A 15654-nucleotide genomic window follows, 5' to 3' on the forward strand; every position below is an offset into this window, starting at 1 on the left:
AGCATCGAAAAATCAGGCCCCATCAACTGGCGGGTTTCTGCGCCATCACATGGATATAGCGGCCAAGGGCGACAAAAGGCTCCTGACGGCAATATTGCTGCTCCATGGCCAGCAGATCGTCGAACTTCTCGACCTGATCCTGCTTGTGACGCATATAGTCGTGGATCACCCGCACCCCGGTCTTGCCGATGATCTTGAGCCCGCCTCGTCCAATCCAGTCATAGACCTGCTCCGGCAACTGGGGATTGGTGGGCGTGAGCGCAGTCTGGCGCTTCTTGCGCAGGCCCAACCGCACATAGTCAAAATTGCCCACTACCAGGCTCTGGAACAGCAGGCCATGACGGTTGTAAAAAAGCAGCGACAGTATGCCCCCGGCATTGACGAAAGGGAACAGACCCAGCAAGGTCTGGCGCGGCTCGGCGAGCCACTCCAGCACCGCGTGGCAGAGCACCAGATCAAAGGTGCCGGTCACGTGTTGTTTCAGATCCTGAATGGGGCAATGGATAAGACGAATGTTGTCTTCCAGCCCCTTTTCGGCGATCTGGCTGCGAGCCAGATCCAGCATCTCGGCGGAGAGATCACACAACTCGACCTGATGACCCATGGCCGCCAGCTTCTGGGCAAAGTAGCCAAAACCGCCCCCCGCATCGAGGATGCGCAGCGGCCGATTGCCAAGGCGAGCCAGGCAGGCTTCGATGTCGCTCCAGACGATGGTGGTGCGAATGCGCCCCTTGGTGGAGTCGTAAATATTGCGGGCGAACTTGTCGGCGCGACCGTCAAAACTCTGATCTTGCTTCAAGAGAAACTCAACTTTGGCCATCCAAAAAAAGAGGGGTATTCTGTCACATCCCGAATTTGCTGAAAACTCAAGGAAGTGTCTGCCGTGTTTGTGATTAAAAAGTGGCTGGGTCAGCTGCTGATGCCGCTCCCCTTCTCTCTCTCCCTGCTGCTTGTCGCCCTGCTGCTGCTCTGGTTCACCCGTTTTCAGAAAACCGGCAAACTGCTGGCCACCCTCTCGCTGCTGATTGTGGCGCTGATGGGGATGCGGCCGGTGAGCTATGAACTGGCCCGCGGGCTGGAGCAGACCTACCCGCCGTTCGAGGTGAGCCAGCATCCCAAGATCGAGGCGATCGTGGTGCTCGGCAACGGCCATGTCAGCGATCCGGCGGTGCCCGAGCGCGCCTGGCAGAACAATATCGCCTTGGCCCGCACCCTCGAAGGGGTGCGTCTTGCCCAGGCCTATCCCGACGCCGAGTTGATCTTTTCGGGTTATGTATCGGGGGATCCCCTGTCGAATGCCGAGGTCAACGCCCGGATGGCGATGAGCCTCGGCATTCCCCGCGCGCGGATGACGTTGTTTGAAAACAACAAAGACACTCATGACGAAGCGGTCAGTATCAGTCGCCACCTGAAAGGAAAAGAGGTGGCATTGGTCAGTTCTGCCACCCATTTGCCCCGGGCCATGGCGCTCTATCAGGGTCAGGGACTCAATGCCGTGCCGGCCCCCACCGACTACACCGCCAAGCAGAGCCAGGTGCCTCAGCCGCTCTACAGTTATTTACCCAAAGGGCGTTATTTGATGTATTCCGAAGCTGCCATCCACGAATGGATTGGGGTATGGTGGGCTCGCTTGCGAGGGCAGGTTAACGAATGAGCAATCAAGCGATTCATTCCTGATTTGGATCAGGAAAGCGAAAAAAAATTACGTCATTTGCCGCCGGGTCAGCTATCTTGGGCTCGGTTCAATTCATATAATGTCGCGCAATCAAATGCCTAGGAGATATACAAGATGAGACAGCACCTGGTAATGGGTAACTGGAAACTGAACGGCACCAAAGCTTCTGTTGAAGCTCTGATCAAAGGACTGACCCCGGCTGCTGCCGCTCATCCTTCTGTACAAGTCGCCGTCTGCCCGCCGGTTATCTTTTTGGGTCTGGTTGAGCAACTGACCGCTGGCAGCAAGATTGCCTACGGTGCCCAGAACGCTGACGTTCACGAGTCTGGTGCCTTCACCGGCGAAAACGCCCCCTCCATGCTGAAAGCCTTCGGTTGCACCTACTCCCTGGTCGGTCACAGCGAGCGCCGTACCCTGCACGCAGAGACTGACGACGTGGTTGCGGCCAAGTACGAAGCGATCCAGAAAGGCGGCCTGATCCCGGTTCTGTGCATCGGTGAGACCCTGGAGCAGTTCGAAGCTGGCGTGACCAAGAACGTGGTTGAGACCCAGCTGAAAGCCGTTATCGACCGTTGCGGCATCGCCTCCTTCAACAACGCCGTTGTTGCTTACGAGCCGGTATGGGCCATCGGTACTGGCAAGACTGCCACTCCGGAGATCGCTCAATCCGTTCACGCTCACATCCGTCAGTACCTGGCCGGTTTTGATGGCGCCGTTGCTGCCAAAGTACAGATCCTGTACGGCGGTTCCGTCACTGGCGCCACTGCAGCCGATCTGTTCGGTCAGCCGGACATCGACGGTGGCCTGGTCGGTGGTGCGTCCCTGAAAGTGGACGACTTCTCCCAGATCATCGCTGGCGCTGCCAAGTAATTTCGCATTACTGGCAAAGAGAGGGGCACAGCCCCTCTCTTGTATCGCTTTTCCTATGGCGGCCCCCGCATCCCATACGAAAGCCGATATAGTAAAAGTGGCTTGTCTATTTCCAAACATTCGTATTTGACAACTCAGATCCAGAGGCACTCATGACCAAACAAATCAAACGTATTGGTGTTTTGACCAGTGGTGGCGACGCACCCGGTATGAACGCAGCCATTCGCGCCGTGGTTCGCGCCGGTTTGCATCATGGCCTGGAAGTTTACGGTATTTATGATGGCTACCTCGGCCTGCATCAGGATCGCATCGTCAAGCTGGAGCGTCACAGCGTCTCCGACGTGGTGAACCGTGGTGGTACTTTCCTGGGTTCTGCCCGTTTCCCTGCCTTCAAAGATCCGGCCGTGCGTGCCGAAGCGATCGAAAACCTGAAAAAGCACAGCATCGACGCCCTGGTGGTGATCGGTGGTGACGGCTCCTACATGGGTGCCAAGAAGCTGACCGAAGAGGGTTTCCCCTGCATCGGCCTGCCGGGTACCATCGACAACGACATCGCCGGTACCGACTTCACCATCGGTTTTGATACCGCCCTGAACGTGGTCGTTGACGCCATCGACCGTCTGCGCGACACCTGCAGCTCCCACCACCGCATCTCCGTGGTCGAGATCATGGGTCGCCACTGTGGCGATCTGGCCATGTCTGCCGCCGTTGCCGGTGGTGCCGAGTACGTGATCGTGCCGGAAGTGGCTTTTGACAAGGACAAGCTGCTGCAACAGATCAAAGAAGGTGAAGTAAAAGGCAAGAAGCACGCCATCATCACCATCTGCGAGCACGTCACCGATGTGAACGCCCTGGCCAAAGACATCGAAGCCCTGACCGGCCGTGAAACCCGCGCCACCATCCTGGGCCACATCCAGCGTGGCGGTGCCCCGACTGCTCGTGACCGCATCATGTCCAGCCGTATGGGTGCTTACGCCGTTGAGCAGCTGCTGGCTGGCCACGGTGGTCGCTGCGTCGGTATCCAGCGCAACGAGCTGGTACACCACGACATCATCGACTGCATCGAGAACATGAAGCGCCCGTTCGATCAGGAGCTTTACAACCTCTCCACCACCCTGTTCTAAGCCACGCGGCTTTTTACCGGTTGTTGATGATAAAAACCCTCCATCGGAGGGTTTTTTTATATCTCACGCAAGCTGATGTCTCGACACAGTGTGCAGCCCTCACCCTGCAGGTTGCCCTGCATCCCAACCCTTGCGCCATCTGACTGATCGTTAACCTTCCCCTCCTCGCACCAACCGGCATCAGCCAAAGATACCGTTCCGATATTGCCGTGGATGTTTTATCACTGTTGAACCGGCTTGCAGTGGCCTGCCTCTCTGCTGACCCTGAAACCAGCTTGTTCAGCCTCCTCGTCATACACCACTGTGGCATCTCAATCTTGCTCAATCTTGTAGACGGTATTCAGATATCTGAATCGCCCCCAGTTCCCCAACCATGATCCGGCCCAGCTCTCGCGTTGCAATCACATTACTTATGCCAGATCCATCGGCCACACAGAACGCGGTTCGAGACCAGCCAGACCAGCCAGACCAGCCAGACCAGCCAGACCAGCCAGACCAGCCACAGAGTACACCTCTGGCTTGGTGCACACCTGACCCTTGCTGCCACCTTGTCTATTCGTCCACCGGCCGGTGCAATTGGCGCTGATAAAACAGCCAACTGCCAATCCGTATCCCCCCAATCCATGGCTAGCCCCCCTGTAAAACGGAGTGTTGCTGTAAAAACACGGAGACATCGGCCTGATAAAGTCATGGTGCGACAAGGGTTGGCAACCAGATTTCATCCACCAACTTTTTTTGGATGAGCTATCTACGTCAGATATCTTCAAATCATAACCAGATGCACTTTTGATGGCCTTCATGACGCAGTTATGAGGGGGATAACTTATAAAACTCCATTTAAGCCCCATATAAAACCCACCTAAAAATAAATGAGCAAAACAATAAAGTATTGAATTTAAACAAAATAATGAAAGCAACTGGATCTTCGATGGGTCAAACGTCGCAACGGGCGATAAAATCAGCGCAACATGTCAAAAATGACTACCTCGACCTCACTGACACGCAAAGACGCCATTTTATCAATTTTACGCTTGTTTTAACCCCCTGTTATGGTATCTTGACAACATCAACCAACAACCTGGGGAGAGAAAAATGAAAGAGTTTGTCGTTACTGCCGTTTTCACGGTGTTTTTCACCCTGGTTGCTGTCTCTCTGCCCTCACTGTCACAGTTCTAAGCCGGATAGAGAGGCATCAATCCGGACTGACCTTATCTGGCATGTCTGTTTAATCGCCACCAACTGGCGCTTTTCAGTGACAATGTCGAGATGGTCAACATAGATATGATTTCATCACGTTGACGCTGTTTCTTTCGCCACAAGGGTGTAACCAGGATGGTTTAACCACACTCTGTTTGGCCTGATGGAGTAGAACCAGCAGTAGATCATATCCGGGGGGAGCCAAGCTCCCCTTTTTGTTACCCGCCATTTGACAACCCCCTGCCCCGGCAGCCACAACAGGCTTGTCATCACCACAAAGCCCAAAGCCCGCGACATTGTTTTTCAGCCAGACCTCCACTGCACCAACCGTTAGCAGCCCCTTACTCAAGCGTTCCCCACTGATGCCAGTCCAGCAGATATAAAAAGCCCCCGCCATCATGGCAGGGGCTCGTCGTCACCCAGTGTCAGAGCAGAGCTTTTATAACTCGGCTCAGGACTGTTTTAGCTCAGCTCAAAGCTGTTATGCCTTGTTCCAACGCTCTGGGTCATATTCCGGGCTGAAGCGATCAACAATGACAGCACAGGCCGCATCGCCGGTGATATTGAGGGAGGTGCGGATCATGTCGAACAGACGATCCAGCGCGAACAGCAGCGGCAACCCTTCAATGGGGATCCCGGCCGCCAGCAGCACGGCAACCACCAGGAAGCTTGGGCCCGGCACACCGGCCTGACCGATCGCGCCCAGAGTGGAGGTCACAATGATGGCCGCCCAGGCACCGACGCTCAAATCGATGTTGTAAACCTGCGCGAAGAAGATGGCGACCAGACCGTAATAGATGGCGTTGCCGCTCATGTTGATGGTGGCCCCCAGCGGCAGCACGAAGGAGGCGGTCGCGTTGGTCACTTTCAGATCATGCTCGCAGGTCTCCATATTGACCGGCAGGGTCGCCATGGAAGAGGCTGTGGAGAAGGCCACGATCTGCGGCTTCTTCATGGCCGAGAAGTACTTGCGTACCGGCGTGTTGGAGAACATCACGACCAGCAGCGGATAGACCACAAAGCCGAAGATCAGGATGGCAGCCACATAGACCACGAACAGCTTGAGCACCAGGGTCAGCACATCGAAGCCATAGGTACCGATGGCTTCTGCCATCAGACCGAACACCCCGAGCGGCGCGATGATCATCACCTTGTTGATCATCCAGACGAAGGCATCCACCAGGGTATTGAGCCCATCGACCAGCGGCTTGGCCCGCTCGCGCGGCTGTTTGGCCAGCGCAATGCCGAGGAACATGCAGAACACCAGGATCTGCAGGATGTTGGCTTCGTTGAGGGAGTTGAAGACGTTGGTGGGGATCATGCCAAGCAGGGTGGCAACCGCATCCGGCAACGCCCCTTTATCGGCGTAGTCACCGCCAAACATGGAGGCGACGGAAGCGAAATCGACCCCGACACCCGGTTTGAAGATTTGTCCCATCACCAGCGCCAGCAACACGGCCAAGGCTGATGTACCAAGGAAGAAGGCCAGCGTCGCTGCGCCGATCTTGCCCGCCGCCGGGCTGGCACCCAGATTGGCGGCGCCGGAGAGGATGGCAACCGCCACCAGCGGGATCACCAGCATCTTGATCAGCTGGATAAACAGGGTACCGAGCGGTGCAAACACGGTGGCTTGTTCACCCATGAACGCGCCGACCACTGCGCCCAGTACCATGGCCACCACAACCTGGAAGCCGATGTTTTTAATGAGTCCTTTAGTTAACACAATATGTTCCTTTATGTAGCAAAATTCACACTTTCCCAGTGCAATTAACCAAACAGGGGAATGAGCAGCTGCCCATTCCCCTGTTTGCGCGTGTTATCTCACATTTAATAGCTGTTTTAAATCAGCAAATCGTTAACCTTAACTATTAATAAGTTTGCTAAAAAGTAAAGATTCAAAGCGGTCTCGGCGATTTTTACCTCATCCCCCATGACAACTGGCAAAAGATTGTGCTAGCTTGGCTGCACAAACGTACACACAGGGATGTAAAGATGCTGAAAGTTAACGAGTATTTCGACGGAAATGTAAAATCCATCGGTTTCGAACAAAAAGGCGAGAAATCGACCATTGGGGTGATGAACAGCGGTGACTACCAGTTTAACACCGCCGCCCCCGAGCGGGTGACGGTGATCAAGGGCGCCCTCACCATCCAGCTGGCCGATGAAGATGAGTGGCACACCTACAATCAGGGTGAATCCTTCCTGGTCGCGGGTCACTCCTCCTTCAAGCTGGCAGTGAAAACCCCCACCGCCTATCTGTGCGAATTTCTCGACTGATCCGGCCGGTTGAAGGGGGGCAGCCCCTTCAACCTTCTTTGGCAACCGCCTGTCACATTATCTGTGCCCATGTCACAGCACCGCACATCCCCGCTTTCCATCCACAGCAAAAATCCTAGAATAAACAGACATAAACCATCACCGGATTGATGTCATGATCAGCGTGTTTGACCTGTTTTCCATCGGGATTGGCCCCTCCTCTTCCCATACCGTTGGCCCCATGCGTGCCTCCTATGCCTTCGTCCAGCAGCTCAAGCTACAAGGCCATCTGCCGCACGTCATGCGGGTCGAAGTGGAGTGTTACGGTTCGCTCGGCCAGACCGGCAAAGGGCACGGCACCGGCAAGGCGATCATGCTGGGACTGTCTGGCTTTGAACCCGAATCGGTCGATATCGATGCCATTCCGGATCTGCTGGCCCAGATAGATCAGGCGCAGAGCCTGCTGCTGGCGGGCGAGCAACCAAGCCACTTCCCCCGCAGCGGTGCCATCCTCTTCAACCGCCGCAAGACCCTGCCAGCCCACACCAACGGCATGACCCTGCGCGCCTTTGCCGCCGACAACAAGCAGCTGTTTAGCCAGACTTACTACTCCATCGGCGGGGGCTTCATCATCGAAGAGAGCCACTTCGCTACAGCCAAGGAGGAAGCCGCCAAATCGGATGCCGAACATCCGGTCCCCTACCCGTTCGACAGCGGCGCGCAACTGCTGGCCCACTGTCAGGAGAGCGGCCTCTCCATCTCGGGGCTGATCCTTGCCAACGAGCGGGTCTTTCGCAGCGATGAGCAGATAAAAGCGGGACTGCGCAAGATTTGGCTGGCGATGCAGGGCTGCGTCGAGCGGGGCTGTAAGAGCGAAGGGGTGCTGCCGGGCGGCCTCAAGGTGCGGCGCCGCGCCCCGGGGTTGTTTCGCCAACTCAGCTGCGAGACCAACTTCAACAAGGATCCGCTGATGGTGATGGAGTGGGTCGACTTGTTTGCGCTGGCCGTCAACGAAGAGAACGCCGCCGGTGGCCGGGTGGTGACCGCCCCCACCAATGGCGCCGCGGGCATCATCCCCGCCGTGCTGCACTACTACGATCGCTTCGTCCACAAGGTGGATGACGAGACCCTGGTGCGCTACTTCCTCACCGCCGCCGCCATCGGCATCTTATATAAGAAGAACGCCTCCCTCTCCGGGGCCGAAGTGGGCTGTCAGGGGGAAGTGGGTGTCGCCTGCTCCATGGCCGCCGGGGCGCTGACCGAACTGCTGGGCGGTAGCCCGGCCATGGTGGAGAACGCCGCCGAGATCGGCATGGAGCACAATCTCGGGCTCACCTGCGATCCCATCGGCGGACTGGTGCAGGTGCCCTGCATCGAGCGCAACGCCATGGGAGCGGTCAAGGCGATCAATGCCGCCCGCCTCGCCCTGCGGGGCACCGGCGAGCACAAGGTGTCGCTGGACAAGGTGATCAAGACCATGTGGGAGACCGGCAACGACATGAAGACCAAATACAAGGAGACGGCCCGTGGCGGCCTCGCCGTTAACATTACCGAATGTTAAAAAACGGTAATTGACTCCATTTGGTTCCGAAATGCCCGGCATCGCCGGGTATTTTTATGGGCAAACGCTTAACAAAATGGATAAGCACAAAAATAAATTTTATACTCGCGCCTCAGATTCAACAAAAATAGATCTATTTCAACTTTTTTTAGGTCTGGAGCCGTTACACTACGGTTATCTGGTTCTGTGACCTGCGCTGACAAGCGCGTCCCATGGATCTCCCAAATTTCTGTGAGTGGGCATGCCGCCCCCTTCTACCCTGAGGTAATAGTGACATGATCAGCGTTTTTGATATCTTCAAAATCGGTGTAGGCCCCTCTTCTTCCCACACTGTTGGCCCGATGAAAGCGGCCAAACAGTTTGTTGACGAGCTGCGCGCGGGCGGCAAGATCCGCGATGTAACCCGGATCAATGTCGATGTCTACGGCTCCCTCTCCTGGACTGGCAAAGGCCACCATACCGACACCGCCATCATCATGGGCCTGGCCGGCAACCTGCCGGAAAATGTCGATATCGATGCGATCCCCGAATTTATCTCCCGTGTTGAACAGACCGAGCGCCTGCCGATCGGCCTGCACTGCCACACCGTCAGCTTCCCGCGCGATGCCATGGTATTCCATGACGAAGCCCTGCCGCTGCACGAAAACGGCATGAAGCTGAGCGCCCTGATCGAAGATGAAGTGGTTTACAGCAAGACCTACTACTCCATCGGTGGTGGCTTCATCGTTGACGAAGAGAACTTCGGCAAGGCTGACAGCGGCGACATGTCCGTGCGCTATCCGTTCAAGAGCGCAGCTGAACTAGTTGCCCACTGCAGCCAGACCGGTCTCTCCATCTCCGCCCTGATGCTGGAGAACGAGAAGTGCTTCAACACCCCGGAAGAGATCTACAAGAAGTTCGGCAAGATCTGGAACACCATGCGCGAAGGTATCGAGCGCGGCTGCCGCACCGAAGGTGTCTTGGCCGGCCCGCTGCGCGTACCCCGTCGTGCCGCTCCGCTCTACCGCCAGCTCAACACCAACGAGAACCTCTCCAACGACCCGATGAACATCGTTGACTGGGTCAACATGTTCGCGCTGGCAGTCAGTGAAGAGAATGCGGCCGGTGGCCGCGTGGTCACTGCCCCGACCAACGGCGCCGCCGGTATCATCCCGGCCGTACTGGCGTACTACGACAAGTTCATCCAGCCGGTTGGCCGCGACGAGTACACCCGTTTCTATCTGGCTGCCGGTGCCGTCGGCATCCTCTACAAGATGAACGCCTCCATCTCCGGCGCCGAAGTGGGCTGTCAGGGTGAAGTGGGTGTCTCCTGCTCCATGGCCGCTGCCGGCCTGACCGAGCTGATGGGCGGTAGCCCGGAGCACGTCTGTGAAGCCGCCGAAATCGGCATGGAACACAACCTGGGTCTGACCTGTGATCCGGTTGCCGGTCAGGTACAGGTGCCTTGCATCGAGCGTAACGCTATCGCAGCCATGAAGGCGGTCAACGCCTCCCGTATGGCCCTGCGTCGTACCTCCCAGCCGCGCGTCTCCCTGGACAAGGTGATCGAGACCATGTACATCACCGGCAAGGACATGGACTCCAAGTACCGTGAAACCTCCCGTGGTGGCCTGGCCATCAAGGTGATGCAGGTTGCTTGCGAATAAAGGGTTGCGACCCTCATCTGAAAAAAGGCGGGATATCCCGCCTTTTTTATTTCCCGAAAGGGATGCCAAGGCACCTTATACCGATCATTTCACGGCACAGCATCGCTCACACGAACCTGCTACGCCACCGCAATGCTGGTTGCCTTGTCTAAATGCCTCTCTGATGGCATGCCTTGATTACATCATTCCACTGCATTGAAAGCGGCGTTCTGCCCCCTTCAAAAAATCGTTACCCGCACTTTTCCCCCAGCCACCGTTTGCCAACTGACCCATATCGGGATGACCCCGCAACCCCATATCCGCTCCTTTGGCATCCCCTTATTTGGCAACACGTGGTTACCGCTCACACTCGCGGATTATCCTCCGGCGCCCACGGCGCTGATTGCCTGTTATGTGGCGGATGCAGATTGCTCTTCTTAATAAGGGCAAACAATCCAGAGCACAAACAGGGGGTTAGCTTATCGTTTCGGCCACAAATCATCGCACAAACCTGGTTTAGCGCAGTTATCATCGCCCCTTTTGGCGCCCCATTTTATGGACAACTCATCGCGCAGCGGAGGCCAAAAAGAGATCCCAAGGAAGGGGCTGAAAATAATCGATGAATGAGCCAGTAGCCGTTGAAATGGAGGATATGAGTACGCGCTGCTCGCTATTTTTGTGAGCGCCAGCAAAGGTTGACGATATGGTGTTGAGGGTAGATTGACTTTCTATTTAAACAGCGAAAAGTGAATATCACCAAAGGGAGGGTTTAATTTCGCCAGATCCGGTCACGGGATTATCGCCAACCACCTCGCCGAGCCAGGAATGCGTCATGCAGAGTCACAAAGAATTAGCCCCGCTCGGCAGAACACACCACGGGGCTGGATATTCAGGATGGTTTTTTCAGGCTGGCCTTGTGCTGTTCCAGCAAATTCTCGGGAGGGGGCGGCACCTGCAGGTAGAAACCCTGGCTGGCCAGGGCAGCCATCACCTTGCCGACATCAGCCAGCCCCAAGGGCTTGGCCGGGTCCAGCTTGGTCATCAGCACCAGCTCGGGACGCCCGAATGCGCTCAGCAATGGCTCGGGAACACGGGAGAAATCCTCTCTTTTTTCAACAAAAAGGTAGGTCTCGGCTTTTTTGCGACTTTTATAGACTGCACACAACATGGAAATTGATATAATCCGACGAGTTTATTGCCTCTGATGGGGGCAAACTATAACATCAGGAATTGAATAACAATAACGGATTAGCATCTCTGCCTCGGGGAAGATTCATGGTTGAGCGCGATAACGAATTGAAAGGGACCACCTTCACTATTTCTGTGTTGCATATCAGCGATGGCGAGCCTGAGCGGATACGTCAGTTGTTGGCCGAAAAAGTGGCCCAGGCACCCTACTTTTTTAATTGTGCGCCGCTGGTGATCAATGTTTCCCGACTGGAACATATTCCCGATTTCGAACAGCTCAAGGAGCTGGTGGAGTCCGAAGAATTTGTGCTGGTCGGCATCACGGGTGCGCGCAGCGAAGAGATGAAGACGGCCGCCAAGGCGGTGGGACTGGCCGTGATGGCCTCGGGCAAGAGTCGCAAGAGCGAGCCGGCCCCCGCGCCAGTCGCCCCTGAGGTGGTTCCCGAGCCCGAACCCGCCCCCTTGATCCCGAGCAAGGTACATGTGGGACCGGTTCGTTCCGGCCAGCAGATTTACGCCGCCGGCACCTCACTGGTGGTGCTGGGGTCCGTCAGTCCGGGAGCCGAAGTGCTCGCCGACGACAGCATTCATATTTATGGCACCCTGCGTGGCAGAGCCATTGCCGGTGCCCGGGGCAACACCCAGGCCCGGATCTATTGCCAGCAATTACAGGCCGAGCTGCTCTCCATCGCGGGCACATTCCAGCTGAGCGATGCATTGCCGGCAGGCCTGATCCAGCAACCGGTACACGTCCGGCTGGACAACGAACAACTCCGAATAGACCGTATCAAATAGAGTTACAAGGAAGCGAGAATGGCGCGAATCATAGTCGTTACATCGGGTAAAGGTGGCGTTGGCAAGACCACAACCAGTGCGGCCCTGAGCACCGGCTTAGCCCAGCGTGGTCACAAGACAGTGGTCATTGACTTTGACATCGGTCTGAGAAATCTGGATCTCATCATGGGCTGCGAGCGGCGCGTGGTGTATGACTTCGTCAACGTCATCAACGGGGAAGCAAACCTCAATCAGGCGCTGATCAAGGACAAACGCTCGGAAAATCTGTTTATCCTGCCCGCCTCCCAGACCCGGGACAAAGATGCCCTCACCCGTGAGGGGGTCGAGAAGATCCTGGATCAGCTGGCGGAGATGAAGTTCGATTACATCGTCTGCGACTCCCCGGCGGGGATCGAGGCGGGCGCGCTGATGGCGCTCTATTTTGCCGACGAGGCTATCGTCACCACCAACCCGGAAGTCTCTTCCGTGCGTGACTCCGACCGCATCCTTGGCATCCTGGCCTCCAAGTCCCGTCGCGCCGAACGTGGCGAAGACCCCATCAAGGAACACCTGCTGCTGACCCGCTACTGCCCGACCCGCGTCAACCGCGGCGACATGCTGAGCGTACAGGATGTGCAGGAGATCCTAGCCATCCCGTTGCTCGGGGTGATCCCGGAGTCCCAGGCGGTGCTGCGCGCCTCCAACTCCGGCGAACCGGTCATTCTGGACAAGGAGTCCGATGCCGGTCAGGCCTACGAAGATGCGGTGTCCCGCCTGCTCGGTGATGCCAAGGAATTTCGTTTTCTGGAAGAAGAGAAGAAGGGCTTCTTTAGCCGACTGTTCGGGAGTTAAACATGTCATTATTGGATTATTTTCGTTCCAACAAGAAACAGAACACCGCACAACTGGCCAAAGAGCGGTTGCAGATCATTGTTGCTCACGAGCGTTCATCCAGAGGGGGGCCGGATTACCTGCCCCAGCTCAAGCAGGATATCCTCGATGTGATCCGCAAATACGTCAACATTGATCCGGAGAAGATAACCGTCCAACTGGATCAGAAGAGTGATGAGCTGTCGGTACTGGAGCTCAACATCACCTTCGCCGATGACAAGAAGGGATGAGCTGACGCCCTATGCGTGACCCCTTCCCCCAATGAAGACCGGATCCTGTCACTGGATCCGGTTTTTTATTGGCACAAAAACAGGCCACAGCGGCTCGCCTCATCTCGCCAAGGGGCCTGCCGACCGCTAGAATAGCGCCGCCCCGCAGTCAGTGACCTGCGTCGGCACCTTTTTCTCTTTTCTGGAACAGACCGCTTATGTCTATGAATGACGAAATGCACAGCGTCGAGGAACTGCTCGATACCGCCCTCGGACTCTTTATGGAGCTGGCCTCTGACAACCTGCCGGAGCAGGAGATCGCCCGCTTCAATCAGGAGTTCAACGACCGCGGCCTGCTGGCCGAAACCGACCCGGCCGATGACTGGGAAGCGGACGTGGGTTTTGCGGTGAGCGACACCGACTATGCCGAGATCTGGGTTGGCCTTGGTAACGAAGAACAAGAGTATGAGCACCTGTTTGCCCGCATGCTGCTCTCCCGCCGTGTTGACGAGAAGTTCTGCCACATCGAATGGCTGCCCCAATAATTCCGGATCCCGATGATCCCAGCCACTATCAGTGGGCGTCAGACCCTGACGCCGTGGCCCCCGAGCGCCCATCTGCATCGCTCGGCCGCCGGGTGCTGAGGTGGGCAGGCAAGATCGCGCTGGCCGGGCTGCTCTGCTCGGTCGGCTCGGTCGCCTTACTGCGTTTTATCGATCCGCCGATGTGGAGCTGGCGTATCGAGCGGGCCCTGTTTCCGCCTGCCAAGATCACCGAGGTGCGCCATGAGTGGGTGGATCTGGAGTCCATCTCCAAAGAGCTGCAACTGGCGGTGATCGCCGCCGAGGATCAGCGCTTTGCCGAGCACAACGGCTTTGACATGGATGCCATCAACGCCGCGCTCAAGCACAACCAGCACAGCGAGCGGGTGCGCGGCGCCAGCACCCTCAGCCAGCAGACCGCCAAGAACCTCTTTATGTGGAGTGATCGCAGCTTCCTGCGCAAGGGGCTGGAGGCCTGGTTTACCCTGCTGATGGAGCTGGGGTGGGACAAGGCCCGTATTCTCGAGGTCTATCTCAATATCGTGGAGTTCGGCCCCGGCATCTATGGCGCCGAAGCCGCCGCCCGCACCTATTTTGGCAAACCGGCCAGCCGCTTGACTCGCTACGAGTCATCCCTGCTGGCCGCCGCCCTGCCCAATCCGTGGCGCTATCGGGTCAAGCCCCCTTCGCCCTATGTGCAGAAGCGCTCGGTCTGGATCCGCCGCCAGATGGGGCAACTGGGCCAGATCACCCTCAATCGGGTGCATCAGGCCGACTGATCCTCAGGGCTCATCGGGTTTCTCCGGTGGGCCCAGATGACCGCCCACCGTCTCGCGGTGGAGCGGCAGATAGTGCCACCACCAGGCCTCGCGCCGTCGCTTGATCTGTTGCCGCCGTCCCCGCTGTTTCATCCCCTCACTCCCTGCCAGATGATCCGCGCCTTAACCATACTCCCCCAATGGCAACTTGGACAGGCCAGGCACGCTAGGCGCACTGGTCTGGCCGCCACTGCCAATAATTGTTACAGTAGCGAACCTCGATGTATCTGGAGTGATTTCATGGAACAGCGTACCCCGGATCAGCTGGTCGAATGGGCCTATGATCAGTTTCTTGAGCAGGCCGCCGATATGCTGGCCCCCGAACAAATAGTCGACATCACCCTGGAGTTTGAGCAGCGTGGCGCCGTGGAGGCAACCCTGCCCAATGCCGACTGGTCGACCGAGCTGGGTGAGCCGGTCGATATGGAGCGCTGGGTCGAAGTGTGGGTCGGTTTGCTGGATCATCAGGATGAGTTTGAGGTGATCTTCGCCACCTTCCTGCTGCCCCGTCTGCTGACTGAAGATCAAGTGCATGTGCGCTGGCATCGCCAGCAGCAGGCATAAAAAAGGCGCCATCGGCGCCTTTGTTGTTTTTGTGCTCTCGTGTTTCTGCTAATCCTGCGCCGCGATGGCCTTGGCCAGACAGCGGCGGCACCAGCAGGCGCTGGCCTCCTGCATCGGCAATACCGGCAACTGACTGCACCAGCACTGGGCTATGGTCTGACCGGCAGAGACGGCGCAATAGGCCGGTTCGCCACAACCCGGACAGCGGTGGGTGCTTCTCGAGCCATTCAGCTCGGCAATCACCGCCAGCTGGGCCTTGCTCTCCATCGCCGACCAGTGACCAATCTCGGTCAGGGTGCGGCCACAACCAAGGCAAAGCCCATCTTTCGCCTTGCAGAGGCCAACACAGGGGCTCGGCAT

Annotated in this window: 17 protein-coding genes; 12 read left to right on the plus strand and 5 right to left on the minus strand. The window is 57.1% G+C overall.

The features are described 5' to 3' along the window. Nucleotides 1-22 precede the first annotated feature (22 nt). On the minus strand, nt 23-799 hold the full coding sequence (gene cmoM, locus BN1115_RS12650) for a tRNA uridine 5-oxyacetic acid(34) methyltransferase CmoM (RefSeq protein WP_042657464.1): 777 nt from the start codon (nt 797-799) through the stop codon (nt 23-25). 84 nt (nt 800-883) lie between these two features. Here cmoM and elyC point away from each other — a divergent pair, with 84 nt between their 5' ends. The 3 genes from elyC to pfkA all read left to right on the plus strand — a co-directional run bounded on the left by elyC (nt 884) and on the right by pfkA (nt 3669). After that, nucleotides 884-1654, plus strand: a complete 771-nt coding sequence (elyC, locus tag BN1115_RS12655) for an envelope biogenesis factor ElyC (protein WP_042657427.1) — start codon at nt 884-886, stop codon at nt 1652-1654. Between the two features lie 135 nt (nt 1655-1789). Then, nucleotides 1790-2545, plus strand: a complete 756-nt coding sequence (gene tpiA / locus BN1115_RS12660; protein ID WP_042062658.1) for a triose-phosphate isomerase — start codon at nt 1790-1792, stop codon at nt 2543-2545. Nucleotides 2546-2697: 152 nt separating this feature from the next. Further along, on the plus strand, nt 2698-3669 hold the full coding sequence (gene pfkA, locus BN1115_RS12665; protein ID WP_042657428.1) for a 6-phosphofructokinase: 972 nt from the start codon (nt 2698-2700) through the stop codon (nt 3667-3669). 1678 nt (nt 3670-5347) lie between these two features. On the opposite strand, the gene BN1115_RS12680 is transcribed toward pfkA, so the two are convergent. Beyond that, the gene (locus tag BN1115_RS12680; protein WP_082034842.1) at nt 5348-6589 is read right to left on the minus strand and encodes a dicarboxylate/amino acid:cation symporter; all 1242 of its coding nucleotides are present in this window, start codon (nt 6587-6589) and stop codon (nt 5348-5350) included. Between the two features lie 269 nt (nt 6590-6858). Here BN1115_RS12680 and ppnP point away from each other — a divergent pair, with 269 nt between their 5' ends. The 3 genes from ppnP (at nt 6859) to BN1115_RS12695 (ending at nt 10329) form a co-directional block, all read left to right on the plus strand. Beyond that, entirely contained in the window at nt 6859-7143 is a 285-nt protein-coding gene (gene ppnP / locus BN1115_RS12685; protein WP_042657431.1) for a pyrimidine/purine nucleoside phosphorylase, read from the plus strand. 154 nt (nt 7144-7297) lie between these two features. Continuing rightward, nucleotides 7298-8683: an L-serine ammonia-lyase gene (locus tag BN1115_RS12690; RefSeq protein WP_042657432.1), complete on the plus strand. Its 1386-nt coding sequence runs from the start codon at nt 7298-7300 to the stop codon at nt 8681-8683. A gap of 275 nt (nt 8684-8958) precedes the next feature. After that, nucleotides 8959-10329, plus strand: a complete 1371-nt coding sequence (locus BN1115_RS12695; RefSeq protein ID WP_042062664.1) for an L-serine ammonia-lyase — start codon at nt 8959-8961, stop codon at nt 10327-10329. 868 nt (nt 10330-11197) lie between these two features. Here the strand turns inward: BN1115_RS12695 and BN1115_RS12700 are convergent. Beyond that, complete coding sequence (locus tag BN1115_RS12700) at nt 11198-11476, minus strand: YcgL domain-containing protein (protein ID WP_042657433.1); 279 nt, start codon at nt 11474-11476, stop codon at nt 11198-11200. Between the two features lie 107 nt (nt 11477-11583). Here BN1115_RS12700 and minC point away from each other — a divergent pair, with 107 nt between their 5' ends. The 5 genes from minC (at nt 11584) to mtgA (ending at nt 14691) form a co-directional block, all read left to right on the plus strand. Then, the gene (gene minC, locus BN1115_RS12705; RefSeq protein WP_042657434.1) at nt 11584-12291 is read left to right on the plus strand and encodes a septum site-determining protein MinC; all 708 of its coding nucleotides are present in this window, start codon (nt 11584-11586) and stop codon (nt 12289-12291) included. An 18-nt stretch (nt 12292-12309) separates the two neighbouring features. After that, the gene (gene minD / locus BN1115_RS12710; protein ID WP_005336847.1) at nt 12310-13122 is read left to right on the plus strand and encodes a septum site-determining protein MinD; all 813 of its coding nucleotides are present in this window, start codon (nt 12310-12312) and stop codon (nt 13120-13122) included. A gap of 2 nt (nt 13123-13124) precedes the next feature. Then, on the plus strand, nt 13125-13391 hold the full coding sequence (minE, locus tag BN1115_RS12715; RefSeq protein WP_005336848.1) for a cell division topological specificity factor MinE: 267 nt from the start codon (nt 13125-13127) through the stop codon (nt 13389-13391). Between the two features lie 197 nt (nt 13392-13588). Beyond that, the gene (locus BN1115_RS12720) at nt 13589-13915 is read left to right on the plus strand and encodes an HI1450 family dsDNA-mimic protein (protein WP_082034843.1); all 327 of its coding nucleotides are present in this window, start codon (nt 13589-13591) and stop codon (nt 13913-13915) included. Then, nucleotides 13900-14691: a monofunctional biosynthetic peptidoglycan transglycosylase gene (gene mtgA / locus BN1115_RS12725; protein WP_042657436.1), complete on the plus strand. Its 792-nt coding sequence runs from the start codon at nt 13900-13902 to the stop codon at nt 14689-14691. The genes BN1115_RS12720 and mtgA overlap by 16 nt, the downstream gene beginning before the upstream one ends. A 3-nt stretch (nt 14692-14694) precedes the next feature. Here mtgA and BN1115_RS22885 read toward each other — a convergent pair whose 3' ends face one another. Further along, on the minus strand, nt 14695-14823 hold the full coding sequence (locus tag BN1115_RS22885) for a hypothetical protein (protein ID WP_019445852.1): 129 nt from the start codon (nt 14821-14823) through the stop codon (nt 14695-14697). 147 nt (nt 14824-14970) lie between these two features. Here BN1115_RS22885 and BN1115_RS12730 point away from each other — a divergent pair, with 147 nt between their 5' ends. Next, a complete protein-coding gene (locus BN1115_RS12730) occupies nt 14971-15294 on the plus strand; it encodes an HI1450 family dsDNA-mimic protein (protein WP_005336851.1) in 324 nt (107 codons plus the stop codon). Nucleotides 15295-15342: 48 nt separating this feature from the next. Here the strand turns inward: BN1115_RS12730 and BN1115_RS12735 are convergent, their stop codons facing one another. Beyond that, nucleotides 15343-15654 carry a DUF1289 domain-containing protein gene (locus BN1115_RS12735; protein ID WP_042657437.1) on the minus strand — a complete coding sequence of 104 codons (312 nt, stop codon included), beginning with the start codon at nt 15652-15654 and terminating at the stop codon, nt 15343-15345.

Source organism: Aeromonas allosaccharophila, assembly GCF_000819685.1.
Lineage (GTDB): Bacteria > Pseudomonadota > Gammaproteobacteria > Enterobacterales > Aeromonadaceae > Aeromonas > Aeromonas allosaccharophila.